The organism is Campylobacter concisus (assembly GCF_003048615.2).
Lineage (GTDB): Bacteria > Campylobacterota > Campylobacteria > Campylobacterales > Campylobacteraceae > Campylobacter_A > Campylobacter_A concisus_C.
Map to the genome: position 1 here is coordinate 336,132 of NZ_CP049263.1, position 24,120 is coordinate 360,251.

28 protein-coding genes are annotated in these 24,120 nt (G+C 38.3%); 23 read left to right on the forward strand and 5 right to left on the reverse strand.

Features of this window, described 5'->3' with window-relative positions; genetic code table 11:
• Positions 1–43: 43 nt before the first annotated feature.
• On the forward strand, positions 44–904 hold the full coding sequence (locus tag CVS89_RS01750) for a formate/nitrite transporter family protein (RefSeq protein ID WP_035143519.1): 861 nt from the start codon (positions 44–46) through the stop codon (positions 902–904).
• Between the two features lie 119 nt (positions 905–1,023).
• On the opposite strand, the gene CVS89_RS01755 is transcribed toward CVS89_RS01750, so the two are convergent.
• Complete coding sequence (locus CVS89_RS01755) at positions 1,024–1,662, reverse strand: Crp/Fnr family transcriptional regulator (RefSeq protein ID WP_012140407.1); 639 nt, start codon at positions 1,660–1,662, stop codon at positions 1,024–1,026.
• 149 nt (positions 1,663–1,811) lie between these two features.
• Positions 1,812–2,225 carry an acyl-CoA thioesterase gene (locus CVS89_RS01760; protein WP_009295346.1) on the reverse strand — a complete coding sequence of 138 codons (414 nt, stop codon included), beginning with the start codon at positions 2,223–2,225 and terminating at the stop codon, positions 1,812–1,814.
• A 90-nt stretch (positions 2,226–2,315) separates the two neighbouring features.
• Between CVS89_RS01760 and ciaB the strand changes: the two genes are divergently transcribed.
• Positions 2,316–4,148 (forward strand): invasion protein CiaB, encoded by a 1,833-nt coding sequence (ciaB, locus tag CVS89_RS01765; RefSeq protein ID WP_107848113.1) that lies wholly within the window; start codon positions 2,316–2,318, stop codon positions 4,146–4,148.
• A gap of 6 nt (positions 4,149–4,154) precedes the next feature.
• A complete protein-coding gene (locus CVS89_RS01770) occupies positions 4,155–6,488 on the forward strand; it encodes a putative bifunctional diguanylate cyclase/phosphodiesterase (protein ID WP_103572054.1) in 2,334 nt (777 codons plus the stop codon).
• Here the strand turns inward: CVS89_RS01770 and CVS89_RS01775 are convergent.
• On the reverse strand, positions 6,475–7,014 hold the full coding sequence (locus tag CVS89_RS01775; RefSeq protein WP_103572042.1) for a YcxB family protein: 540 nt from the start codon (positions 7,012–7,014) through the stop codon (positions 6,475–6,477). The two genes, CVS89_RS01770 and CVS89_RS01775, sit on opposite strands and share 14 nt — an antisense overlap.
• Positions 7,015–7,217: 203 nt before the next feature.
• Between CVS89_RS01775 and CVS89_RS01780 the strand changes: the two genes are divergently transcribed.
• Entirely contained in the window at positions 7,218–9,458 is a 2,241-nt protein-coding gene (locus CVS89_RS01780) for a putative bifunctional diguanylate cyclase/phosphodiesterase (protein WP_107848156.1), read from the forward strand.
• Here CVS89_RS01780 and CVS89_RS01785 read toward each other — a convergent pair.
• Complete coding sequence (locus CVS89_RS01785) at positions 9,455–9,643, reverse strand: hypothetical protein (protein WP_002940779.1); 189 nt, start codon at positions 9,641–9,643, stop codon at positions 9,455–9,457. The genes CVS89_RS01780 and CVS89_RS01785 overlap by 4 nt on opposite strands.
• 129 nt (positions 9,644–9,772) lie before the next feature.
• Between CVS89_RS01785 and dut the strand changes: the two genes are divergently transcribed.
• Both dut and CVS89_RS01795 read left to right on the forward strand, forming a co-directional pair.
• A complete protein-coding gene (dut, locus tag CVS89_RS01790) occupies positions 9,773–10,468 on the forward strand; it encodes a dUTPase (RefSeq protein ID WP_103598002.1) in 696 nt (231 codons plus the stop codon).
• Positions 10,465–11,205, forward strand: a complete 741-nt coding sequence (locus CVS89_RS01795) for an EI24 domain-containing protein (RefSeq protein WP_107848114.1) — start codon at positions 10,465–10,467, stop codon at positions 11,203–11,205. The genes dut and CVS89_RS01795 overlap by 4 nt, the downstream gene beginning before the upstream one ends.
• 18 nt (positions 11,206–11,223) lie before the next feature.
• Here CVS89_RS01795 and CVS89_RS01800 read toward each other — a convergent pair whose 3' ends face one another.
• On the reverse strand, positions 11,224–11,745 hold the full coding sequence (locus CVS89_RS01800; protein ID WP_107848115.1) for an ATP/GTP-binding protein: 522 nt from the start codon (positions 11,743–11,745) through the stop codon (positions 11,224–11,226).
• Between the two features lie 83 nt (positions 11,746–11,828).
• Between CVS89_RS01800 and CVS89_RS01805 the strand changes: the two genes are divergently transcribed.
• The 17 genes from CVS89_RS01805 to CVS89_RS01880 all read left to right on the forward strand — a co-directional run bounded on the left by CVS89_RS01805 (position 11,829) and on the right by CVS89_RS01880 (position 23,995).
• Entirely contained in the window at positions 11,829–12,197 is a 369-nt protein-coding gene (locus CVS89_RS01805) for a hypothetical protein (protein WP_009294964.1), read from the forward strand.
• On the forward strand, positions 12,198–12,617 hold the full coding sequence (locus tag CVS89_RS01810; RefSeq protein ID WP_107848116.1) for a hypothetical protein: 420 nt from the start codon (positions 12,198–12,200) through the stop codon (positions 12,615–12,617).
• Between the two features lie 55 nt (positions 12,618–12,672).
• Positions 12,673–13,416 (forward strand): 3-oxoacyl-ACP reductase FabG, encoded by a 744-nt coding sequence (gene fabG, locus CVS89_RS01815; protein WP_021083753.1) that lies wholly within the window; start codon positions 12,673–12,675, stop codon positions 13,414–13,416.
• A gap of 86 nt (positions 13,417–13,502) precedes the next feature.
• Entirely contained in the window at positions 13,503–13,736 is a 234-nt protein-coding gene (acpP, locus tag CVS89_RS01820; protein ID WP_002941395.1) for an acyl carrier protein, read from the forward strand.
• 34 nt (positions 13,737–13,770) lie between these two features.
• A complete protein-coding gene (locus tag CVS89_RS01825; RefSeq protein ID WP_021085320.1) occupies positions 13,771–14,982 on the forward strand; it encodes a beta-ketoacyl-ACP synthase II in 1,212 nt (403 codons plus the stop codon).
• Between the two features lies 1 nt (position 14,983).
• A complete protein-coding gene (gene accA / locus CVS89_RS01830; RefSeq protein WP_087582860.1) occupies positions 14,984–15,919 on the forward strand; it encodes an acetyl-CoA carboxylase carboxyl transferase subunit alpha in 936 nt (311 codons plus the stop codon).
• Between the two features lie 205 nt (positions 15,920–16,124).
• On the forward strand, positions 16,125–16,979 hold the full coding sequence (locus tag CVS89_RS01835) for a CbrC family protein (RefSeq protein WP_107848117.1): 855 nt from the start codon (positions 16,125–16,127) through the stop codon (positions 16,977–16,979).
• Positions 16,980–16,990: 11 nt separating this feature from the next.
• Entirely contained in the window at positions 16,991–17,833 is an 843-nt protein-coding gene (locus tag CVS89_RS01840; protein ID WP_107848118.1) for a YwqG family protein, read from the forward strand.
• A 38-nt stretch (positions 17,834–17,871) separates the two neighbouring features.
• Positions 17,872–18,237, forward strand: a complete 366-nt coding sequence (locus tag CVS89_RS09890; RefSeq protein WP_199907216.1) for a hypothetical protein — start codon at positions 17,872–17,874, stop codon at positions 18,235–18,237.
• Positions 18,238–18,258: 21 nt separating this feature from the next.
• Positions 18,259–18,444, forward strand: a complete 186-nt coding sequence (locus tag CVS89_RS09895; RefSeq protein WP_198425269.1) for a hypothetical protein — start codon at positions 18,259–18,261, stop codon at positions 18,442–18,444.
• Between the two features lie 170 nt (positions 18,445–18,614).
• The gene (locus CVS89_RS01850) at positions 18,615–19,229 is read left to right on the forward strand and encodes a riboflavin synthase (RefSeq protein WP_107848119.1); all 615 of its coding nucleotides are present in this window, start codon (positions 18,615–18,617) and stop codon (positions 19,227–19,229) included.
• Between the two features lie 10 nt (positions 19,230–19,239).
• Positions 19,240–19,959: a peptidoglycan editing factor PgeF gene (gene pgeF / locus CVS89_RS01855; protein ID WP_107848120.1), complete on the forward strand. Its 720-nt coding sequence runs from the start codon at positions 19,240–19,242 to the stop codon at positions 19,957–19,959.
• Positions 19,949–20,158 (forward strand): acetyltransferase, encoded by a 210-nt coding sequence (locus tag CVS89_RS01860; RefSeq protein WP_107848121.1) that lies wholly within the window; start codon positions 19,949–19,951, stop codon positions 20,156–20,158. Before pgeF ends, CVS89_RS01860 begins: the two co-directional genes overlap by 11 nt.
• A gap of 10 nt (positions 20,159–20,168) precedes the next feature.
• Complete coding sequence (gene iadA, locus CVS89_RS01865) at positions 20,169–21,308, forward strand: beta-aspartyl-peptidase (protein ID WP_107848122.1); 1,140 nt, start codon at positions 20,169–20,171, stop codon at positions 21,306–21,308.
• Between the two features lie 190 nt (positions 21,309–21,498).
• The gene (rpsB, locus tag CVS89_RS01870) at positions 21,499–22,287 is read left to right on the forward strand and encodes a 30S ribosomal protein S2 (protein WP_002941277.1); all 789 of its coding nucleotides are present in this window, start codon (positions 21,499–21,501) and stop codon (positions 22,285–22,287) included.
• Entirely contained in the window at positions 22,287–23,351 is a 1,065-nt protein-coding gene (gene tsf / locus CVS89_RS01875; protein ID WP_103615434.1) for a translation elongation factor Ts, read from the forward strand. Before rpsB ends, tsf begins: the two co-directional genes overlap by 1 nt.
• On the forward strand, positions 23,351–23,995 hold the full coding sequence (locus tag CVS89_RS01880) for an ABC transporter ATP-binding protein (RefSeq protein ID WP_087581587.1): 645 nt from the start codon (positions 23,351–23,353) through the stop codon (positions 23,993–23,995). The genes tsf and CVS89_RS01880 overlap by 1 nt, the downstream gene beginning before the upstream one ends.
• The last annotated feature ends 125 nt before the right edge of the window (positions 23,996–24,120 follow it).

Consider the following 24,120-nt stretch of genomic DNA (forward strand, 5'->3'; position numbering starts at 1 on the left):
TATTTGTTATAGATCAAAGAAGGTCAAATAAAAAGGAGACGTGATGTTAAATCCGGCAGAAACCGCTCAAGCGGTGTCAAGTTCTATGGAGCATAAAGCTCATACGCCACTTGTAAGCATTATATTTCTTGCTATCATGGCTGGAGCTGCTATTGCAATGGGTGATATTTTTTGGGCTCACTCAACAGTTGGTATGGCTGAAAAACAGTCTATCGGTCTTTCAAACTTCATCGGTGGTATCACATTTAGCTGCGGCCTCATGATGGTTGTATTTTATGGTGGTCACCTATTTACTAGCTCTATTTTAAGCGGTGTTAGTGCATATGATGGCAAATTACCACTTGGCAAAACCATAGGCTACTGGGTAATTGTTTGGATATTTAACTTCGTTGGTGGCGCATTGATCGCTTATATGTACTACTACTCAGGTTTGCCACTAAAATACGACGGCTACATCTTGCAACACTTTGTACCAGCAGCTATTGGCAAGATCACAGCACCATTTCATGAGCTATTTCTTCGCGGTATCTTTTGTAACGTCTTTGTTTGTATGTCTATCTGGACTGCGACAAGCGAGAGCAACCTATCTGGTAAATTCTTTGCCATTATGTGGATGATCGGCGCATTCGTTGCTTGCTCAATGGAGCACTGCGTTGCAAATATGTTCATCATCACTGAAGCTATCATCTCTAAAGCTCACTATATAGCAGCAAGTGGTGGCGATATCAACGCTGCAGCAGCTTTACTTCACACTACAGCTGATAAACTAGATGTCATCAACTGGACAAATTTCTTAAGCAAAAACTTGCTTCCAGTTACACTTGGTAACATCTGCGGTGGTCTTTTCTTTGTTGGTCTTGTTGGCTTCATGGCTAATAAATTTGATATGAAGAAAAAAGCTTAATAACTCTTTGAATAAATATAGCTCTTGATTGGTATATCTTTAGAAGTACGCGCTAAATGCGTACTTCTAGTATATCTAGTCAAAAGCTATCTAACATCTTCTAGCTTATAGTAAAAAATTTAATTCGTGTAACTTTCAAGTTTTTCGTGGTCGATGATGAGAAATTCGTGCGGTGTGATCTTTCTGATGATGTCGTCTTTGATAAGCTCATTAAAGGCTGTTGAGGCGCTTTGGCGCTTGAGACCAACAAAGCTTGAGAGCACTTTTAGAGAAAACGGCAAAAACACGTATCGATAGCCATTTTGTTTTAGATCTTGCTCGTTTGCAAGCTCGATCAAGAAATTTGCGATCCTGCCCTTTGCGTCCTCAAAGAGTATAGACTTTGTGATCTGGCGCTGCACGATGATGGTGTTTAGCGTGGTTGTTAGGATCTCACTTGCAGCTTTTTGATTGTGCAAAATTTCACCTATTTTATCCAGTCTAATGACGTAAATTTGGGCATCTTCAAGCACTTCAAAGGCGCAGTTATCATCGAGTATGGCGATGTTATTTTTTTCTAAATGATAAAGGATAAATTCCTCGCCATCTTCAAAAAATGAGAGCTTTGCTGAGCCGCTTTTTAAAATGATGATCTCGATATCTTCGGTGTAGATCGTGCTTGTTTTTGGCAGCTCTTTAAACTCAAATTTCTCCAGCTCATCTTGTGTTAAGATATCTAAAATATGCGTTTGTAAAAGCCCTAAGCGTGATTTTTTCATCTTTCTCCCAAAAAAGTGTAAGGGCTGATTTTACTTTATAAAGCATTTAAATAAGTTGAAATTTATCCTTTTTGAAGTCAATTTTTTTCAAATTCTTTTAAAAATAGTGATAAATTTAGGGTTTTGGCTGCATAAATTGCAACCAAATTTTAAAAGCCGTGCAGCTCTTTTATCTTCTCATCTATCGGTTTTTTGTGTCCGTCTTTTGTCACACTGACATAGGTCGCAGTCGCGCTTGTGACGTGTATAGTCTCTCTAAAACCACCGTCATTTAGCCTAAGTGCAGTCACTTCTATCTGCGTTGTTATCGATGTTTTGCCAACTGCGATGATCTTTGCATAGCAGCTTAGCACGTCGCCAACAAAGACAGGTTGCTTAAATATGATCTCTTTCATCGAAATTGTCACAACTCGCTCAGGCGAAATTTCTCTAGCTGCCTGAGCACCTGCAAGGTCGATCTGACTCATTATCCAGCCGCCAAAGATATTTCCAGCTGAGTTTGTATCTTTTGGCAGCATCACTTGCTTGATGCGTGGCTCGCCAAAGTCCTTTAAAATGTCCATTTTTTGCCTTTTAGATTTTAAATTTTTGGTAAATTGTAGCAAATTTTAATGGCTTTATGCTAAAATCCTGCAACTTTAAGGGATGAAAAGATGAATGATTTTAAAAGACTAAATGAACTTACAAAAGAGCAAAAATCCAAGCTAAACGCGATTTATAAAAATTTAGACAACGAGCTTATAAATGAGGCTGTGAAAATTTGTGATCTTACTGGCACACCAAGCCAAAAGCTAGCCCTTGCAAGAAGGATAGTTGATCTTAAAGTTGATCCACTTCAAAATGAGCTAAAAAAGCTAAATTTAGGCGAGGACGAGCAAAAACGCGTGCTAAATTTGATCTATGGCTACGTTAGAAATTTATATGAAAATCTGCATGCCCAGCTTATAAAAAAGGCACGTGATGAGCAAATTTTAGACCCATTTTATCAAGCCTTTGTAGAGGCTATGCACGAGCTTGGGCTTAGTCTAAATGCGTGGCAAATTTCATGGCAAGATAAGATAATAGATACTACAAATAAAGAGTTTGAAGCTAAATTTAAAGATTTAAGCCAGGCAAATGAGTTTATCACTAAAAACGGCTTATTTCAGTGTGACGCTAACGGCGTAAGGGCTGATAGAACGTATGGTGCTGTTTGCAAAGAGGGCGAGAAATTTAGCTTTTTGCCTTACGCGCTTGCCTTTAAAGATGAGGTTAGAGAGCTTAAAAAAGTATTTGTAAAAAATCTTGAAAATTTAAGAAATTTAGCCCAAAATGACGAGCAAAAATCCTACGTAAAATACCTTGAAAAGCTGCAAAACGCCTTTTGTGAGGAGGATAATGCTAAAGTGATAAACGCTTGGCAAGAGGCCGAGATAGCGTGGATGGAGGTAAAAGGAGCACTTCAGCCAGGCCATCCGCTGGAGTACTACGAGGATGCCTACACGCACGCAGTCGCACTTGAGTGGGACATCAGGCTGGTTGATAGCGAGGGCATTGACGAGCTTAAATTTAAAGAAAAAGTAGCAAAAACTTACAAAAGAGTTTGCGAAAAGATCAAATTTGATAACGCCGAGACAAACAAGGCAGTTAGCGAAAATATCGCTAGAACGCAGCTTTATATAAGCGTGCCGATGATCTATTACGCAGCGGAGCTAAACGGGCTTTTTAGCGCTCAAGTCGTGCCAAATGACGAGAGTGTGAGCGCAAAATGCGGCAAGAAAATTTTTGCCTTTGTAAATCACGTCTATGAAGGCGCAAAGGCAAAGCCTTTTATGAAGCTTGGGGCTGAAATTTTTAGTAAGGAATTTTTGGATTTTGGTAGGGAAATTTTATTTTTAAAGCCAAAAATTTGGAAAAAAGTATATGAAATTTCAACGATCGGCCATGAGTTTGGCCACATCCTCTTTATCGGACTTGATACTGAGATGAGCATGAATAAAAGTGGCGTCTTTAAATTTATAGAAGAGTACAAGGCGACGACTGGTGGGCTGGTAAATTTTTTCTTGCACGAAGAGGCGGAGTACAAAATGGCCGTCTTTCATGAGCTAATAGCTCGCGCGGTTGGTCTTATCGCGTGGCGAAAGGTCGATGAGGTGAGGGCTTATTACTGCGAGGGGCTCATACATCTTAGCTTGCTTTTTAGGGCTGGAGTGCTTAAATTTGACGGCAAACTAAGCGTGGATATGAGCGAGCAAGCCTACGCTAAATTTAAAGAAATTTGCTTACAAAACTACTTCGATCTAGCGCAAACATACGCCAAAAAAGCTGATGCGAGCACGTTTTTGGAGAAATTTTGTCAAAAAGATGAGCAGAGCTATCTGCCAAAAGATGAAGAGTGCAAGAAATTTGTTGAGCATTTTTACGCTAGGTACGAGGCTATCGGTAACGACGTCGATGATAGCGGCGAGTGGCAAAGGTGGCAGCTAAGAGCTGAAAACAATAGGTAAATGGACATGATAAATAAAATAAGCAACGAAAACCAAGTATCATTTTTGTTTGTTGTTGCACTTTTTTGTGCATATATAGCTAGCTATTTATTTAATGGCGGTTTTTATGCAGATATAACATCTTGCGTGTTTGATTTTATGATTATGGCATTTATTTTTTTTAAACTAAGAGAAACTAAAAATTTAAAAACTTATTGGATTTACATAATACTTGGGCTTGCTTGTTGGATAGTGGCTGATATTATTTGGATAGTATATGATAAGCTTGATATTGCTAGTCAGTTTATGTCCAAGACTGATTTGATACAAGACTCATATATTGTGTCATTTTTTATGTTTGCATTTTGTGCTTTTTATATTCTGATTAAAAATTTTAAAAATTTGTTCGTTTCGCAAGCACTAATAGATTCTGCTGCAATTATTATAATTTATTTAAGTTTTGTATGGTTTGTGGTTCTTGATGAAAGTTTTAGTCGAATTTTAACACAAAGAGAATTTTTTAATTTACTCTACATTGTTGTGGATATAGTGATGTTTTGTGCATTATTTGTTATATTTTTCTCTATCAATTTTTCAAAAAGAAGAGCATCACTTTTTTTGTGTCTTTTATCTCTTTTTGTGATAAGCACATATGATGTATTTTTTACCGTTATGAGTTTTTGGGGAAATGATACATCTTTTTTCGGATATGACATTGCATTTAAAATTTCATTTTTTATTTTATTTACAGCATCTCTTCATCTAAGAGAAGGCGAAGCAAATTTAAAATTTAGAGCACATAGAGAAGATTTTGAAAAAATTCTAAGGCAAAAACTTGCTGTTTTAATTATATTCTTGATAGGTATGATTTTATTCTCTGCGAAGATAGATATTATGTGGTGGCTCTTTGTTATGATTACATTACTTGCATATGGGGCATTAACTTATACCGTTTCTAGCACTAGAAAAATGGATATTTTGATCAAGCATGAAAGATACATCAAAAAAAAGCTAAACGATCAGATAGAAGACAATGTGAAAAAACTAGAAGAGACAAATAGGCACCTACTAAAGATTAGCAAATATGACTATTTAACAAATGCTTTAAACCGTCAATATTTTATCGCGAGACTCGAAGAGATGGTAAAGTCTAAAGCACTTGGAGAAAAAATAGATATTTATAGTATTGATATCAACCACTTTAAGGTAATAAATGACTCATATGGGCACTATGTTGGTGATGATGTACTAGTGAAACTCGCTTTAAATATTAGCTCTATATTGCCACAAGAGAATTCACTTTTTGCAAGATCTGGTGGAGATGATTTTATAGTGGTTATAAAACAAAATGAAGATGTGCATTATAGGGAATTCTTATATTATTTGTTAAAAGCTATATCTGAACCAATTGTAGTTGACGACTATAAAATAGTCTTAGATGCAAAAATCGGTATTAGCTCAACGCTTACTAGCGAAATTTTAGCAGATGATTTTATTATGCAAGCAGAAGCAGCTCTTGATGCTGCCAAAAAGGATGCTTCACAAAAATATATTTTTTATGGCGATATAAAAAATATTATTCAAGATAGAAACTATATAGAGTTGCTATTAAATTCTATAAAATTTGATGACGAGTTTGAGCTGAAATTTCAGCCTCAATACACGATAGAGGATAAAAGAATAGTTGGAGCAGAAGCGCTTATTAGGTGGAATTCTCCTATTAAAGGACTAGTTGATCAAGCCAAGTTTATCCCGATAGCTGAGCAGAGTTCTATCATAAATGACATAGGAAAATGGGTTGCAAGAGAAGCTATAAAGCAAATGGCTTTTTGGAATAAAAAGTACAATACAAAATTAAAAATAGGTATAAACATCTCACCAAAACAGATAGACAATGTAAATTTTGCCTCTGAAATTATAAAATTTATAGATGAGTATGGTATCGAGGCATCTTGTGTGGATGTAGAGATAACTGAAGCAAGCCTTGTTAATGCAGAAGAAATGATGCAAGATGCACTTTCTCGGTTTTCAAATAAAGGCATTGGCATCTCTATTGATGATTTTGGTACCGGTTTTTCATCGATGAGCTATATTAAAAAATATCCTATGAAATGCTTGAAAATCGCTAAAGAACTGATAGATAATATCGCTAAAAACGATATAGATAAAGATGTAGTAAAAAGTGTTATAACTTTAGCTAAAAATGTTGAACTAAGGACTATTGCAGAAGGCGTAGAGGATGAAACTCAGCTTGAAATTTTAAAAGAGCTAGGATGTGATGAAGTGCAGGGATACCTTTGGGGTAAGCCAATGGGTGCAAATGATTTTGAGGAGCTAATAAAAAGCACTATTGAAGTATAGTTTGTGAGCTAAAGTCCTCAAATTTTAAGATGTACTTATTGCAAAATTTTGCTAAGTTATTTATCGACTTTGAAGTTATGTCATCCTTTGGAATGATAAGGTGGATTTTTTCAGATAAAAATACTATGAAAATATTTTTTAGTTCATAAATTTCACTCACCTTATCTAAACTAAATTTTTCGTTTTCTTTTGGCTCGTTTTCATAATAAGCTATAAAATCTTCATTTACCTCAAAAACCATCTGTTTTTCTAGGTCCGAAACTTCAATTTTTTTTAAAGCAGCAATTCGAGTTTTTTTTAAAAAAATTGGATAAAAAATGATCCAAAATATGCCAAAAATAACTCCAATAATTGTAAAAATTTTACTTTTTAATAGCATATCTACAACGAAGCCAGCTATGATAGCTTCAGTAAAAATCATAAATGTATTTATGAAATATTGCTTTCTTGCTGCTTTTGAAAAAAATAAAATAAATGATTTATAATCTATTAAATTTTGGCCATTTATGACGATATTACATTTCATGATACACCTTTGCTTGTTTGCTTTTTTCAAGGATTATAGCTAAAAGCAAAGTCGTTTCTTGTATAATTTGGACTATATTTATATAAGGGGATACTATTTTTCTGATATCACGATCATCTATGACTGGCATACGAAAATGGATTTTGATTTTGGTTGTAGCATTGTTTATATTGGCTCAATTGTCATCTTTGCTAAACTACAACATGGCTGAGAAAGCTTTCATATTGATTAGCTTTTTTGTAGTTACTTTTGGAATTTATATATCTATGGATAGAGTAAAAACCAAGATGATTCATTGGCTAGCTATTTGTTTTGGTGTATTTTTATGGTCAGTTTGTGATGCGCTGCGCGTGATGAATCAAGATGTATTATCACGGGATCATACCAGCTATGCTTATCTTGATGTGTTCTTTATGATACCTATGATTGCTATTTTGGCTGGAGTTAGTATATTCTTGTATTCAAAATTTGCAGATAGCAAAGAGAAATTAGCAATTGTCACTGATAGTGTAAGTGTTTTTTTATTAATTGGTATTTTAGTATATGGTGCCATAGAAAAAATAGATATTTTACTAATGATACAAGACGAGTCAAATATTGTTTTGATTTCAATTTTGGCAATAAATTTTCTTATACTTTTTGTAACTTTAAGCGAACTCTTTACAAGCAACTTACTTCGCATCAGAATTAGCGGTTTTTATTTAATAGCAGCAAGCATCTTATTCACGATGCTAAATTTATTTATTTTTTATAATCAAATTTCAAATACCGACTTTAGTTTTGAAATGGATTACTTGTATCTTGTACCGTTTGGCCTTTTAATGATAGGCGCTTTTCATCTAAAAAAAGAAAATAAATATGTCATGAGTGATGACAAAGGTATATCAATGGGTTCAAAATGGTTACCCTTGATAGCTGTTTTACCTTTGCTTGTTCATGGAAATTTTGCATCTTTTAGTACGCTTATAACATTATTTGTTTTAGTTGTGAATGCTTTGGTTAATTATTATATTAAAAGCTCTCTTGCTAGTAAAAAAATACTTGATTACGAAAAAAATCTTCATAAAGAGATGGAAAAATCAATGCATGAGCGAACAAACGAGCTTATGCTTGCGAATTTGAGACTTCAAGATATTTCAGAAAAAGATTATTTAACAGATCTTGGCAATAGAAATTTTATAGCAAATGAGCTTGATAAAATCTGCAAAAGGATTCATAGTAAAGAAGAGATTGCGATTTACTATATAGACATAAGTCATTTCAAAAACATAAATACATCTTATGGCCATGAGATGGGAGATAAAATTTTAAAATTAGTTGCAAAAAGGATACTTGAAGTTTGTAACAGGCAAGAGACTATCGCAAGAATTAGTGCTGATGAGTTTATAGTATTAGCAAGGATGGAATTAAACAGTCATACAAAACGTATGAATCTTGGTATTGCACTAAAAGATGCCATAGAAAAGCCAATTGAGCTAGAAAGATACCATTTTAGCATTAAGTGCGCTATAGGCATTCATGTTGTTACAAAAGAAAATGTCGCGAGTCCAAGAAGTATTATAAAAAATGCTGATATGGCAATGTATTACGCCAAGAAAAATCCGACATTAAATCCTATGATGTATAGCGACAAAATTAGTAAGGAAACGCATCTAAGCTCTAGCATTGAACTGGCCCTTAAAAAGTCAAATTTGCAAGAAGACTATCACATTTATTTTCAACCTATATTTGACATAAAAAATTCAAAGATGGTATGCGCTGAGGCACTTTTGAGATGGCAATCACAAGAATATGGACTAATGGATGCAAGAGATTTTATGAGCATAGCTAGCCTAAATAGTGAGATATTAGGCGATATCTGTACACTTGCTGTTTCAAAAACAATAGAACAAGCTGTTATGTGGAAAAGTAGTGGTCTAACGATTCCAAAAATAAGTATAAACGTAGCTCAAATCCAAAGCACCTCTGACAAATTTGTGAACGATTTTATGATCGCGTTACATTCTCACCATTTAAATCCAAAGCAATTTGAGCTAGAATTTAGTGAAGAAATCTGGAAAAACAATGAAGATACTCTTGATAAAATTTTCACTATTTTAAAGAAAAATGGTGTTGATGTTTGTATAGATGATTTTGGCTCTGGATATACGTCTTTTGTCTATATCAGAAAATATGGTATTAACCGAATAAAAATAGCAAGCGAATTTGTTACCCAAGCGCTTAATAGTAAAATTGATGCTCAGATCGTTGCAGCAATTATAAATTTGGCGAGATCTATGAAGATAAAAGTTAGCGCAAAAGGTGTAGAAAGGTCTGAAGATATAGAATTCTTAAAGAGACTTGAATGTAATGAGATGCAGGGATATTTCTTGTCATATCCAATGAGCACAGCTAATTTTGAGGATTTTATAAAACAAAATCCTCACATGGTGGCCGATATTTAAATTTCAGCCTTTATCTCTTCGTTTGATTTTACGACCATGCCTGAGCCATGTATCACGCTTGGGATACAGCTTGTGCAGATATCAACCTCTTCGCCGTTTTTGTGAGCGTGGATGAAAACTGCATTTTTATCATCGCTGCTTTTTAGTCCGCAAACGTTGCAAACTACTAGATCTTTCTCTCTCATCTTTTCTCCTTTGAAATTTTGGGTGATTTTACATCTTGTAAGCTTGCATTAAGATGATTTGGGTCAAGCTTGTCGCTTAAGCATTAATTGTTTTTTGTTATAATCATTTAAAATTTAAAAGGTTTAAAAATGGATGAAAGAACTATTGTTTTAGAGATGTTAAAGATGCAACAAAGCCTAAATGACGAGACAAACGGGCTTGGTTGGGAAAATGGCTATACAAATAAAAATAAACTCATAAGCTGGAGGCGCTGCATATATATGGAGTGCGCTGAGCTCATTGATAGCTTTGCTTGGAAGCACTGGAAGAGCATAGATGCTAAGACTGATGAGCAAAATTTACGTATCGAGGTTGTCGATATCTGGCACTTTATAATGAGCCTAGCGCTACAAATTTACAAGGCAAAACAGCTTGGTGATGTTGAGACATTAGCTGAGGATATCTGCCAGTCAAGTGGCTTTAGCGACTATTGCAAAGAGCCATTAAAGGTCGAAGATGAGAGCATTTATGAGATCATGAACGACGTTGAGATGCTCATACATGAGTGCAGTGGCTTTGACTATGACATCTTTGATATTTTTAAAATTTATTTCTCAATGTCTTTAAAATGTGGCGTAAATTTATACTCACTTTATGAGTGCTACATCGCTAAAAACGTACTAAATCGCTTCCGTCAAAATAATGGCTACAAAGAGGGTAGCTATAAGAAAATTTGGAACGGACGCGAAGATAACGAAGTAATGAGCGAAATTTTATCAAACGGCGTTAGTAAGATTGATGAAATTTACGCCGCACTTGAGCGTGAGTACAAAAAGGTAAAATGATAAATCTTCTTCGTCTTGGCTTTAAAGACTTTTTTACAGCCAAATTTATAACGCTATCTATATTACCGCTTTTTCTTAGCATTTGTAGCCTTGCGTGGCTTACGATCTGGGGCGGCGGCGAGATATTTGACTTTTTAAGTGACGGCGCTAAAAACGAAAATTTCGCCTTTTTAGAGTCAAACTCGACGCTATCTTTTATAGCTATTAAAATTTTAAGCTTTAGCGCTACAAAGTGGATAGTTAGCATACTTTTTTATGTTCTAAGCACCTTTTTAACGATCATCATTAGCATCGTGATCGCTCTAATCGTGGCTGGCTTTTTAACGCCAGTTGTAGCTAAAGAGATAAACAAAAGGCACTACAACTACGTGCTTAAAAGTGAGGCTAGCACGGCTAGAGTGCTAAAGGTGATGATGGTTGAGATCATGAAATTTCTTGGGATCTTGCTCGTTTGCTTGCCACTTTTGTTTGTACCGGTCTTAAATTTCTTCATCATCAACGTGCCGTTTTATTACATATACTATAAACTTTTACTCATAGACGTTGGCTCAAACACGCTTGATAGCGATAAATTTGAGCTAGCACTGCTTGAGGGTGGCGGGGTTAAATTTATAGTTTTTACGCTTTTATTTTATCTGATCTCGCTTGTGCCGCTTGTGGGGTTATTTTTTCAGCTTTATTTTGTGATAGTCTTGTCGCACCTCTTTTATCAAAGAGAGGCGCTAGTTAAAATTTAGAGCCAAAAAGCTCTAAATTTATGCGTAGTAAGATACTTTTTTGCTCTCATCAAGCAATGTGTCAAATAGCCTTTTTGTCGCACTTAGTAGATTTTTATTGGCATCATTTTTAGCTAAAAGTTCGTCAAACATTTTTAGCATATTGTCATTTATGAAATTTTTGTGATCCATATCTTTTGCGTCAGGCAACATCTGCTTGATCTTGTTTGAAAGCTCGCTTATGCTTTGGCTACTACCTGCGATCTTGTCGCCCTCTTTGACATTTTTCATAAACTCATCAACCTGTGGGCGAATTTGCTTCATCGCCTCTTCGATCTCTTTCATATCTTGCTTGTCTATACCGTTGCCTTTATAGGCAAACTCATAGCCGTATTCGTGCGTGAGAGTTAAGCTCCTTTGGCTTGAACTGCCATTTTTCTGGCTTGAAAACTCCAAACTTTTGTTGTCATACATAGAAAAACTTATCTCATCGCCTGAGCTAGTCTTCATCGAAAAGCTCATATTGTTGTAGCTTCCTTGAGAGTAAAAATTTGTTTGCATTTTAAATCCTTTTGAGGCTAAATCGGCAAATTTTTAATTTCATAAAGCAAAATTTTGTAAAATGTGTCAAAAAAGGACGGGCGATGTGTTGTTTTGGGACTAGGATCTTTTTGCTGATGCTTATCACTGTTTTAAGCTTTGTTTTTGCTAAGCTTTGCCCAGTTTTGCCAGTCGTTGGCTACTACTTGATACTTGCAAATTTGCTTGCCATTTTGATGTTTTCACTATTTTTTAAAGGGCTTTTGCCAAGCTTTGTAAAGGTAAATGCGATCCACTATTTTTCGCTAATTGGTGGCTTTTTTGGAGCATTTTTAACAATGCTTGCCTTCAAAAAGGTTGCAAAAGATAAATTTACTTTAATAGAGCTCATTATTTTTACGCTTTGGGTGCTGATAATCGCCATAGTCATCTTTAAATTTCAAACCATTCTTGACATTTTTAGGGGAATTTAGATGGATGAGAGGATAGTTAAATTTTTAAAAAAGATGCATCTTGCAAGTGTCAGCGCCATTGATGATGATGGGCAGCCTTACGCTTTTAGCGCGTTTTACGCCTTTGATGAGCTAAATTTTTGCCTTTTGCTAGCTAGCTGTGATGAGAGCTCGCATGTTAAATTTTTAAAAAACTCAAAGCTCGTTGCTGGCACGGTCGCTCTTGATACAAAGATCGTTGGTAAGATAGAGGGCGTGCAGTTTCAAGGAGCGATGAGTGAGGCTAGCGAAAGTGAGCGAGAAATTTACTTTAAAAGATTTTTTTATGCAAAAGCGATGGATCCAAAAATTTGGTCTATAAGCCTTGAAAAGGTTAAATTTACTAGCAACACTCTAGGTTTTGGCAAGAAAATAAAGTGGGAAAGAGGTGATAAAATTTAGACGTTAAGCTTACATAAGCTACAATCAGTTTAAAAACAAAAACCAAGGAGAATCTATGAAATTTAGCGGAAAAAACGTGCTAATAACAGGTGCAAGCAGAGGTATTGGCGCACAGATCGCAAAGACGCTTGCAAATATGGGCTTAAAAGTGTGGATAAACTACCGCTCAAAGCCTGAGATAGCAGACGCTTTGCAGGCTGAGATCGAGCAAAATGGCGGCAAGGCTGCGGTGATAAAATTTGACGCAACAGACGAAGATGAGTTTATAAAAGGTATAAATTTGATAGTCGATAGCGACGGCGAGCTAAGCTACCTCGTAAATAACGCCGGCATCACAAATGACAAGCTAGCGCTTCGCATGAAAACTAGCGAATTTACAGATGTGATAAATGCAAATTTAACTTCAGCTTTCATAGGATGTAGAGAGGCTTTAAAGGTGATGAGTAAAAAGCGCTTTGGAGCGGTCGTAAATGTCGCATCTATCGTTGGTGAGATGGGAAATGCTGGACAGGTGAATTATTCAGCCAGCAAGGGCGGACTAATCGCTATGAGTAAGAGCTTTGCAAAAGAGGGCGCAAGTAGAAATATCCGCTTTAACAGCGTAACTCCAGGCTTTATCGAGACTGATATGACGCATGGGCTAAGTGATGAGGTGAAAAAAACTTATAGCGATAATATCCCGCTAAAACGCTTTGGTAGCGCTAGCGAGGTGGCCGAGGCTGTGGCATTTTTACTAAGTGATCACGCAAGCTATGTGACTGGCGAGACGCTAAAAATAAACGGCGGACTTTATATGTAATGAAATTTCAACAAGTTTTGAAATTTAAAATAAATAAAAGCGTAAATATTATAAGATAACAGACATTTTTTATAAGGAGACCTTAAATGGCAGTATTTGAAGACGTAAGAGACGTAGTTGTAGAGCAACTAAGCGTAGATCCACAAGCGGTAAAACTAGAGTCTAAAATCATCGAAGATTTGGGCGCTGATTCACTTGACGTTGTAGAGCTAGTTATGGCTTTAGAAGAGAAATTTGAAGTAGAAATTCCTGATAGCGAAGCAGAGAAATTAGTAAGCATTCAAGACGTTGTAAATTATATAGAAAAACTAGGCAAATAATTTAAATTTGCATAGTTTGATTTAAGGAGATGTATTGAAACGAGTCGTTGTAACTGGTATTGGCATGATAAACGCACTTGGTCTTGATAAAGAGAGCTCTTTTAAGGCTATTTGCGAGGGTAAAACAGGTGTGAAAGAGATCACGAGCTTTGATGTAAGCGAATTCCCTGTTAAAATTGCTGCCGAGATAACTGATTTTGATCCAAATAGCATTTTAGACGGCAAAGAGGTGAAAAAAGTAGATCGTTTCATACAGCTTGGCATAAAAGCATCTAACGAAGCTATGGCTGATGCGAATTTTAAGGAGTTTGATGCTCATAAATTTGGTGTTAGCTCAGCTGCTGGTATAGGTGGTTTGCCAAATATTGAGAAAAACTCAATCACATATTTTGAAAAAGGTGTAAAGAGAATTTCGCCATTTTTCATCCCATCTGCACTTGTAAATATGCTAGGTGGCATAGTTTCAATAAATCACGGACTAAAAGGCCCAAATTTATCAAGCGTAACAGCTTGTGCAGCAAGCACTCATGCGATATCACAAGCTGCAAAATGCATAATGATCGGTCAAGCAACAAATATGCTAGTTATCGGTGCTGAGTCTACTATCTGTGGCGTTGGCATAGGTGGTTTTGCAGCGATGAAAGCACTCTCAACTAGAAATGATGAGCCAAGTAAGGCATCAAGGCCATTTGATGCAAACCGCGACGGCTTTGTAATGGGTGAGGGCGCTGGCGCACTTGTGCTTGAAGAGTACGAGTCGGCTGTCGCAAGAGGTGCTAAAATTTACGCTGAAGTAGTTGGATTTGGTGAGAGCGGAGATGCACACCACATCACATCACCAACACTTGAAGGTCCATTAAGCGCGATGAAACAAGCACTTGATATGGCAAAAGGTGTAAAGATAGACTATGTCAATGCACATGGTACTTCAACGCCAGTAAATGATAAAAACGAAACAGCTGCGTTAAAGGCTGTTTTTGGCGATAAGTGCCCACCAGTTAGCTCAACCAAAGGTCAGACTGGACACTGTTTAGGCGGTGCTGGTGCGATCGAAGCTGTCATATCTATAATGGCAATGAGAGATGGCATCATCCCTCCAACGATAAACTACGAAACGCCAGATCCAGATTGCGATCTAGACTACGTTCCAAATAAAGCCAGAAAAGCTGATATAAAAGCTGTTATGAGCAACTCATTTGGCTTTGGTGGAACAAACGGCGTCGTGATATTTAAAAAGTTGGATTAAGATGTCAAATTATTTAGATTTTGAAAAGAGCATAAAGCAAATTGATGAAGATATAGCAAATGCTAAGATCAGAGGCGATGAACATGCTGTTGAAATTTTAAATAAGAACCTATCTAAAGAGATATCAAAAGTATATAAAAATTTAAACGAATATCAACGTTTGCAACTTGCTCGTCACCCAGATAGACCATACGCTATTGATTATATAAATTCATTTTTAGTTGATGGCTATGAGATCCATGGCGATAGGGCATTTCGCGATGACCCAGCAATAGTCTGCTACATCGGCTATATCGGAGGCAAAAAGACTGTCGTTATAGGCGAGCAAAAAGGTCGTGGCACTAAAAATAAACTAAAAAGAAATTTTGGTATGCCTCATCCGGAGGGTTACCGAAAGGCTTTACGCGTAGCAAAATTGGCTGAGAAATTTAATCTACCTATCTTATTTTTGATAGACACTCCGGGCGCATATCCTGGCGTTGGTGCTGAAGAGCGAGGTCAAAGCGAAGCCATAGCTAGAAATTTATTTGAATTTGCAAATTTAAAAACTCCAATAATAGCTGTCGTTATCGGCGAAGGCGGAAGCGGTGGTGCTTTAGCTATTGGCGTGGCTGATAGACTTGCTATGATGAAAAACTCTGTCTTTTCAGTCATTTCACCAGAGGGTTGTGCTGCGATACTTTGGAATGACCCAGCTAAACAAGAGCAAGCTACAAAATCTATGAAGATAACGGCTGATGACTTAAAAAATTTATCGCTTATAGATGACGTGATAAACGAGCCGATAAATGGAGCTCATAGAGATAAAGACGGTGCTGCAAAGGCACTTGCAAACTACTTCATCTCAGAGCTAGCCGAGCTTGAGAAGCTTGATATAAACGAGCTTGTCGCAAAAAGAATAGACAAAATCCTCTCTATCGGGGCTTATGAAGAGTAAAATTTATAGTCGCAAGTGAGTTGAAAGTTTAAGTAAATTCGCTTGTGGCTCTCCTTTACGCTAAATTTAATGTGCCTTTTTTTTAAATTTTAAAAATTAAACAATTTTATATTTTTATCCCGCTCTTTTAAATTTTAATAACTCATCTATGCGACTTTTAAGTCTTTAAAGCTAAAATTCTTAGCAAATTTCATAAAGGCTATTTGTGGATAAATTTCAAGAAAAATATATAAAGCTTTCAAAAGATTACTACAAAAATAATGGCAATGCTACAAGCGTGGAGGCTTTGTATCAGTTCAAAGAAGAGCTTGAGGTAAGCGAGGATATGCAGGCAAAGAGCGTTTTAGTAGATCTTTATCAGCTTTTGTCTATGCAAAAGAGCGCTTACGAGCTACTTTTAAAGATACACGATAAAAACGACAAAAAGCAGCTAAAAACGCTTGGCTACCTTGTGCAGTTTGTGGATGAGGGCGACAAATGGGCGGTGCCAAGGCCAAAGAGCAAAGAGCAAATTTTATCCCAAAAGGCAAAGGCTGCCACCTTGCCAAAGTTTCGCTATCACCCAGAGCCATTAAAAACTGGCGCATTTAAAGATGATATGAGTGTCATCTGCGAGTGTTGCGGTAAAAACACAGAAATTTATTACAACAATGGCGTCTATAGTGAGCAAGACGTCACCTATCTTTGCCCAGTCTGCATCGCAAATGGTGAAGCTGCCAAGAAATTTGACGCTACCTTTGTGCAGGACGCCGACAAACTCGCCACTGAGGATGCTAAAAAAAATGACGAGCTTTTTAATAGAACACCTGGCTATGAGAGCTGGCAGGGCGAGCACTGGGTGGTGTGCTGTGATGATTATTGCGCATTTTTGGGCGATGTGGGCACGAAGGAGCTTTTAGAGCTTGGCATCGCAGACGAGGTTTTTGATGACTACGCAAAAAGAGATGAATATGACGTCAAAATGGCGCGCGAGGTGCTTGTAGCGGGCGGCAACTTTGCTGGATATTTGTTTCGTTGCTTGCACTGCAAAAAGTATCACATCTACATTGATGCTTGCTAGAAAGGTAAAATATGGATCTAAATGAAATTTATAAAGGCTGCAAAGAGCGCGGTCTGGAGGGACTTTTTGAGTTTTTAAAGCCAATGGCTAAAAATGCTATAAAGATAGATACGCAGGCTAAAGATGACGGTGATACCTCCGTTGGAGCGTCTAAATTTGGCGGACAGCCTGATCTGCCAGCTAGCGTACCTTGGCCGTCAAATGAAAACGGCGCGCTTAGCTTTGTGGCGCAGATAAATTTTGCTGAAGTTAGCAAATTTGACACCGATGGGTTACTACCAAAAAGTGGCATGCTCTATCTTTTTTATGATATAAATTTACGCATTTGGGGCTACGACCCTGCTGATAAAAAGGGCTTTGCCGTGATCTTTAGTGAGGCAGCTAAAGACCAGCTTGTTCGACAAAACATGGAGGGCGGAAATTTCACATTTGGCGCACGCTCTCTTAGCTTTAAAAACGAGCTAAATTTGCCAAGTTTGCAAAGCTCGCTCGTACCGTTTGGTAAATTTAGCGAGGAGGAGTGGGAGGCATATCACGAGGTCATCGAGCCAAGCTGGCAGGCCAAAGAAAACAAGCTACTTGGTCACTCTGACAACATTCAAGACGGCATGGAGCTAGAGTGTGAGCTCGTGGCAAATGGCCTTGACTGCGGCGATGGTAGCGCTTATCACCACCAAAATATCGCGGAGTTTGAGAAAAATGCCGCCCAGTGGCAGCTGCTTTTGCAGATAGATAGTGACTGGGATAGCGATATGGACTGGGACGGAGAGGGTAGAGTTTATCTGTGGATAAAGAGGGATGACCTGGCGGCGCGCGACTTTAGCAAGACGTGGCTAGTTTTGCAGACAAGCTAATTATGAAAATTTATTAAGATCGCTTGTTTTTTGTATCATTGACAATCCTTTTAAAGGGATTTATACCTAAAATTTCATCACGTAGGCACTTTCTTGCTACGACTGCTTTGCTTGCAGTAAGTGCCATTTTGCCTACTTTTGCTCACACATCGCCCACAAAAGGTCAAAACCAAACAAATTTAAAAAAGATGATTAAAAATATCGTTTTAGTTCATGGCACATTTGTCGATGGCTCTTGCTACGCTGAGTTGATCCGCCACTTGCAAGAAGCTGGCATTAACGCCGTTGCTGTGCAAAAAGCACCGATGAAAGGTCTTAGCCCAGAAGCAAATGGCGAGATCATCTTGCCAGTAAAGCCACGTTTTAGCAGCGCTTCAAACGCCTATGAATGCAGCTGCATTTAGCGATAAGATAGGCACGGCTGCTTGGCACAAAAGCCATCTCTTTATCTTTTAACTAAAAACGATCACGCTTTGGCGTATGAGGTGCAGCAGCGTTTTACAAAGCAGATAAATGCAAAGCCAAAAGAGCTTGATAGCGGACATCTTTTGATGATCTCAAAGCCAAAAGGGCTGGCAAACTGGCTCATTGAGATTGCGGATTTGATCTAAATTTATACCAAGCAAGCCACTTTAAATGAGTGGCTTGAGGCTAAATTTTGCTAGAATTTTTACTCATCAAAGCTTTAAATTTATATTTTCTTTTTATAAAATACCAAGCTTATCGATGCCCAAATTTAGGCAAAATTTAGTAAAATCCTTAAAAAATTTAAAGGCAAAATATGTTTAATGGCTTAATCAGAGAGCTTGCCGAGGTCATTAGCTACTCGCAAAATGTTTTACGCCTAAAGGCTAAATTTCGCCCAAATTTAGGCGACAGCATCGCAGTAAATGGCGCTTGCCTAAGTGTCATAAAACTATATGATGATGGCTTTAGCGTGGAGCTAAGCGCAGAGAGCAGGGCAAATGTCGCGGTTGAAAATTTAACTGGCGTGGTGCATATCGAGCCTGCGATGAAGCTTGGAGAGCGAGTAGATGGGCATTTGATGCAAGGCCACATCGACTTTATCGGCGTGATCTCAGCTATAAAAAAGCATGAAAACGGCGTTGATTTCTACATCGATCTACCGCGCGAGGCGATGGCTCTTATGGCAAATAAGGGCTCGGTGGGCGTTGAGGGTGTGAGCCTTACGATAAATGAAATTTTGCCAAAGGGCATCAGGCTAACTATCATTCCCATCACATTTAGAGATAGCCTTTTTGGCACTTTCAAGATCGGCAGACGCGTAAATATCGAGAGCGACCTGCTGGCTCGCTACGTGGCTAGAATGCTTGAAGCTAAGCAAAATGGCGGCCTTAGCTGGGATGAGGTCGAGAGAATTTCGAGCCTTTACTAAGCGAGCGAATATGCGTGAAAATTTAGAGATCGTTTTTGATAAAAATGGCATCACTGCTGGCTTTACAAACAGGTTTGGCGGCGTGAGTGAGGGTAAATTTAGCTCGCTAAATTTAGGCGATCATGTGGGTGACAACCCAGCAGATGTCATCAAAAATAGAGAAATTTTAGCTCAAAATTTAGGCGTGAAAAAGCTTAAATTTATGAAGCAGGTTCATTCAGACAAGGTTTTTGTCCTTGAAAACGAGGACGACGAGCTGCCAGAGTGCGACGCTGTGATCACAAATTTAAGCGATGTTGGTATCTGCGTTTTGGTGGCGGACTGCTCGCCAGTTGTGATGATAGATGAGAGGCAGGGCGCTATCTGCGTGGCTCATGCGGGCAGAGCTGGCGTGACGCTAAAAATTTGCACAAAAGCAGTTATGCTCATGGGCGAGAAATTTGGCTCAAGAGCAGATGAAATGAGCGTCTTTGTCGGAGCAAATATAAAAGGTGGCTGCTACGAGGTGGGTGAGCTTGATCTTGGGGAATTTAACACATATAAGATAGGCAGAAATTTTGATATGAACGCAGCCTTGAGAGATGAATTTAAGGCGCTTGGGGTTAGAAATTTAAACTTTAGCGAGGTCTGCACGCACTGCGATGAGAGATATTTTTCGTACCGAAGAGACGGCGTGTGCGGTAGATTTTGCGGATTTGCGGTGAAATTTAAGGATAAAAATGGGATATGAGAGCATTAAAAATCCACTAGCGGCAAAAATAGCTCAAAATGCTAGAAATTTGGGCTTTGAGCAGCTTATGAATGAAGAGTTTGTGCAGATGCTTCTTAGCTCAAAAAAGATGGAGCTAAGTGCCGTGGATAGGGAAAATTTGGAGCAAATTTTTATAAAACTGATGGAGATAGAAGAAAAAGTACAACTTAGCAAATAAAGGAGAAAATATGCTTTTGCTTAAAAATGCTAATCTATACACGCCAAAATTTCTTGGCAAATGCGATATTTTGGTAGGTGGTGGTAAAATTTTAGCTATCGGCGAGGGGCTAAGCTTTAGTGCAGAAGGGCTAGAAATTTACGACCTAAAAGGCAAAATTTTAGCTCCAGGCCTCATTGATCAGCACGTGCATATCACGGGTGGCGGCGGCGAGGCTGGATATCACTCAAGAACGCCTGAGATCACGCTTAGCCAGATCGTAAAATACGGCACTACGACGCTTGTTGGCGTTTTGGGGACTGATGGAGTGACTAGAAGCTTGGAAAATCTCTACTCCAAAGCAAAAGCGCTCGAGTTTGAGGGCATCTCGACCTTCATCCACACCGGCTCATACGCAAGCCCCTGTGTGACATTTACCGGCGACATCGCAAAGGATCTCATACTAATCGACAAAGTGATCGGCGTAAAGATCGCTCTGACCGATAACCGCGGCAGCTACGTCTCAAAAGAGGAGCTCATCAAAATTCTAAGCAAGATACGCATAGGCGGCATGGTCTCTAAAAAAGGCGGCGTGCTTCACATGCACATGGGCGGACTAAGCGAGAAATTTGACAACGTATTTAAGGTGATAAAAGACTACGAATTCCCAGTTCATTACTTCTCGCCGACGCACTGCGCTAGGACGAAAGACTTGTTTAACGAGGCTTTGAAATTTCAAAAAATGGGCGGAAACGTCGATATCACAAGTGGTGGGAGTAAATTTGCCCCACTTCACGAGGTGGTGGCTTACGGCCTTGAAAATGGGCTAAATTTAGAGCGCCTAACGATGAGCTCAGATGGCAACGGCAGCGTGCCTAAATTTAACGAAAATGGCGAGCTAGTGGGATATGGCTGCGCCTCATGTGCATCAAATTTAGAGGTATTGCAAGCTTTGGTGAGAAATAAAATTTTAAAGATAGAAGATGCCTTGGCTTTGATGAGTAAAAACGTGGCGAGATATCTAAATTTAAGCCAAAAAGGCGAAGTGAAAGTTGGCAACGACGCTGATCTTTGCGTCTTTGACGAGGAGCTAAATTTATGCGACGTGATCGCAAAAGGCGAGTTTTGCGTCAAGGATGAAAAGGTCGTTAAAAAAGGCTTTTTCGAGTAAATTTAAAGAAATTTGAGCTTTATTTGTAGCTAAAGAAATCTTTAAATTTAGCTTCAATAAAGCCAAGTTTCAATATAATCCAAGCTTTATTTCACACACGACAATCCTAAATTTGGTTGTGCGAAAGCATTAATGGTCGTGGAGGATAAAACTAAATTCAAGGCAAAATGCCTAAAACAAGGAGAAACTCATGGTAACTATGAGAGATTTATTAGAGTGTGGCGTACATTTTGGTCACCAAACACGCCGCTGGAACCCAAAGATGAAAAAATTTATCTTTGGTGAGAGAAAAGGTATCTATATTATAGATCTACAAAAGACTATCCGCTACTTCCGCTACACTTACAACATCGTTCGTGATGCAGCTGCTGAAGGCAAGTCAGTGCTATTTGTCGGTACTAAAAAACAAGCTATCGATGCTATCAAAGAGTACGCTGAAAAATGTGGAATGCCTTATGTAAATCACCGCTGGTTAGGTGGTATGATGACAAACTTCGGTACTATCCGCCAGTCTATCCGCAAATTAGAAGTTATCGAGACTATGGAAGAAGATGGTTCGATAAATTTACTAACTAAAAAAGAGGCTTTGATGCTTCGCCGCAAAAAAGAGAAACTTATCGCAACTCTTGGCGGTATCCGCAATATGAAAAGCCTACCTGATATGATATTTGTTGTTGATACAGTTAAAGAAAAGATCGCTGTTCAAGAGGCAAATCGCCTAAAAATCCCAGTTGTAGCACCGATCGATACAAACTGCGATCCTGACGTTGTTGATTATCCGATCCCAGGAAATGATGACGCGATCCGCTCTGTTCAGCTTTTCTGCCAAGAGATGGCTGAGGCGATCAATGAAGGTAAATCACTTCTTGAGCAAGATGGTGGCGAGCAAGCTGCTGGCGAAGAAGTAAGCCAAGATGAGAAAGACGCAGTTGTAGCTGAGGCTATGAGCGAAGAAGACTTTGGCGAGGACGAAGAGTAATGGAAATAACTGCACAAATGGTAAAAGAGCTCCGCGAATCAACCGGAGCTGGCATGATGGACTGCAAAAAGGCACTTGGCGAAGCAAATGGCGACATGGAAAAAGCTGTTGATATCCTTCGCGAAAAAGGTCTAGGTCAAGCTGCTAAAAAGGCTGACCGCCTTGCAAGCGAGGGCTTAGTAAGCGTTGAAGTTTGCTCAAAATGCAAAAAAGCAACTATCAGCGAGATCAACTCTGAGACTGACTTTGTTGCTAGAAACCCACAGTTTCAAGCACTTGCAAAAGACGCAACAGCTCACATCCAATCAAGTGGCATAAAAACAGTTGAAGAGCTAAACGCGAGCACTTTAAATGGTGTTAAATTTGAAGAATACTTCAAAACTCAGATCGCAACTATCGGTGAAAACCTTGTAGTTCGCCGCTTTGAGACTATTAGCGCTGATGATAAGGGCGTGGTAAACGGCTATGTTCACTCAAATGGCCGTGTTGGCGTGCTTATCGGTGCAGCTTGCGAAAGTGCTGAAGTTGCAAACAAAGCAGCCGAATTTATAAGAAATTTATGTATGCATGCAGCTGCTATGAAGCCAAGTGTTATAAGCTACAAAGACCTTGATAAAGATTTTGTTGAGAAAGAATTTATCGCACTTCGCGCTGAGCTTGAAAAAGAAAATGAAGAGCTAAAACGCCTAGGCAAACCACTTCACCACATCCCTGAGTATGCTAGCCGCTGCCAGATAGGTGAGGCTGAACTTGCAAAAGCTACAAAAGCGATCGAAGAAGAGCTAAAAGCTGAGGGCAAACCTGAGAAAATTTGGGACAAGATCATTCCTGGTAAGATCGAGAGATTTTACGCTGATAACACAGTGCTTGATCAACGCCTCACACTTTTAGGTCAGTTTTATGTAATGGACGATAAAAAGACTATCGAACAAGTTATCGAAGAGAAGAGCAAAGAGCTTGGCGGCAAGATCGAGATCGTAAAATACGTTCGTTTCGAGCTTGGTGAAGGCTTAGAGAAAAAAGTAGATGACTTTGCTGCAGAAGTTGCTGCTCAAATAGGCTAATGGAAATTTTAAGAGCGTCTAATCTAGGCTTTGCGTATGATTATACGCTCTTTAACAATATAAATTTAACTCTCAATCAAAAACAAAGCATCGCGATAACCGGCGTTAGCGGTTGTGGCAAATCAACACTTTTACACATACTTTCAACACTTTTAAAGCCAAATTTTGGCGAGGTCATCTACCAAGATAGATCGATCTATGAGCTTTCTCAAAACGAGCTTTTGGCCATTAGAAGGCTTCATTTTGGCATTATTTTTCAGTCGCACTATCTTTTTAAAGGCTTTAGCGCTTATGAAAATATCGAGCTTGCAAGCATCTTATCTGGCGAAAATATAGAAAAAAATGATCTTGAAGCGCTAAAAATTTCAAGTGTGATAAATCAAAAAGTTGGCGAGCTAAGCGGCGGTCAGCAGCAGCGCGTCAGCATCGCTAGAGTGCTTACCAAAAAGCCAAAGATCATCTTTGCAGACGAGCCAACGGGCAACCTTGATAAGCAAACAGCAAATGAAGTGATGCAAGTTTTATTTGACTATATAAATGAAAATAATGCTGCCCTTGTTCTAGTCACTCACGACAACGACCTAGCCGCAAAATGCAACAACTCATACAAGCTTGAGAACAAAGAGCTTGTGCAAATTTCTTAAATTTTTAGAAATAGTCCTATCTTTATAATGCAAAAATTTTTAATGTTAAAAATTTATATGTGGAATAAAAATAAAAATTAGAGAAGCCTTAACGTTTATATATTTTAAAAGTTTTTAGCCAGCCA

Excerpts from the sequence above, each read along its gene's own strand:
- CVS89_RS01800 (WP_107848115.1), bottom strand. The coding sequence starts at position 11,745 with ATGCAAACAAATTTTTACTCTCAAGGAAGCTACAACAATATGAGCTTT.
- ciaB (WP_107848113.1), top strand. The coding sequence starts at position 2,316 with ATGAATGATTTTAAAAGACTAAATGAACTTACAAAAGAGCAAAAATCC.
- CVS89_RS01850 (WP_107848119.1), top strand. The coding sequence starts at position 18,615 with ATGTTTAATGGCTTAATCAGAGAGCTTGCCGAGGTCATTAGCTACTCG.
- acpP (WP_002941395.1), top strand. The coding sequence starts at position 13,503 with ATGGCAGTATTTGAAGACGTAAGAGACGTAGTTGTAGAGCAACTAAGC.
- pgeF (WP_107848120.1), top strand. The coding sequence starts at position 19,240 with ATGCGTGAAAATTTAGAGATCGTTTTTGATAAAAATGGCATCACTGCT.
- CVS89_RS01760 (WP_009295346.1), bottom strand. The coding sequence starts at position 2,225 with ATGGACATTTTAAAGGACTTTGGCGAGCCACGCATCAAGCAAGTGATG.
- rpsB (WP_002941277.1), top strand. The coding sequence starts at position 21,499 with ATGGTAACTATGAGAGATTTATTAGAGTGTGGCGTACATTTTGGTCAC.
- tsf (WP_103615434.1), top strand. The coding sequence starts at position 22,287 with ATGGAAATAACTGCACAAATGGTAAAAGAGCTCCGCGAATCAACCGGA.
- CVS89_RS01770 (WP_103572054.1), top strand. The coding sequence starts at position 4,155 with ATGATAAATAAAATAAGCAACGAAAACCAAGTATCATTTTTGTTTGTT.
- iadA (WP_107848122.1), top strand. The coding sequence starts at position 20,169 with ATGCTTTTGCTTAAAAATGCTAATCTATACACGCCAAAATTTCTTGGC.
- CVS89_RS01805 (WP_009294964.1), top strand. The coding sequence starts at position 11,829 with ATGTGTTGTTTTGGGACTAGGATCTTTTTGCTGATGCTTATCACTGTT.
- CVS89_RS01750 (WP_035143519.1), top strand. The coding sequence starts at position 44 with ATGTTAAATCCGGCAGAAACCGCTCAAGCGGTGTCAAGTTCTATGGAG.
- CVS89_RS01780 (WP_107848156.1), top strand. The coding sequence starts at position 7,218 with ATGGCTGAGAAAGCTTTCATATTGATTAGCTTTTTTGTAGTTACTTTT.
- CVS89_RS01860 (WP_107848121.1), top strand. The coding sequence starts at position 19,949 with ATGGGATATGAGAGCATTAAAAATCCACTAGCGGCAAAAATAGCTCAA.
- CVS89_RS01840 (WP_107848118.1), top strand. The coding sequence starts at position 16,991 with ATGGATCTAAATGAAATTTATAAAGGCTGCAAAGAGCGCGGTCTGGAG.
- CVS89_RS01785 (WP_002940779.1), bottom strand. The coding sequence starts at position 9,643 with ATGAGAGAGAAAGATCTAGTAGTTTGCAACGTTTGCGGACTAAAAAGC.
- CVS89_RS01795 (WP_107848114.1), top strand. The coding sequence starts at position 10,465 with ATGATAAATCTTCTTCGTCTTGGCTTTAAAGACTTTTTTACAGCCAAA.
- CVS89_RS01880 (WP_087581587.1), top strand. The coding sequence starts at position 23,351 with ATGGAAATTTTAAGAGCGTCTAATCTAGGCTTTGCGTATGATTATACG.
- fabG (WP_021083753.1), top strand. The coding sequence starts at position 12,673 with ATGAAATTTAGCGGAAAAAACGTGCTAATAACAGGTGCAAGCAGAGGT.
- dut (WP_103598002.1), top strand. The coding sequence starts at position 9,773 with ATGGATGAAAGAACTATTGTTTTAGAGATGTTAAAGATGCAACAAAGC.
- accA (WP_087582860.1), top strand. The coding sequence starts at position 14,984 with ATGTCAAATTATTTAGATTTTGAAAAGAGCATAAAGCAAATTGATGAA.
- CVS89_RS01775 (WP_103572042.1), bottom strand. The coding sequence starts at position 7,014 with ATGAAATGTAATATCGTCATAAATGGCCAAAATTTAATAGATTATAAA.
- CVS89_RS01755 (WP_012140407.1), bottom strand. The coding sequence starts at position 1,662 with ATGAAAAAATCACGCTTAGGGCTTTTACAAACGCATATTTTAGATATC.
- CVS89_RS01810 (WP_107848116.1), top strand. The coding sequence starts at position 12,198 with ATGGATGAGAGGATAGTTAAATTTTTAAAAAAGATGCATCTTGCAAGT.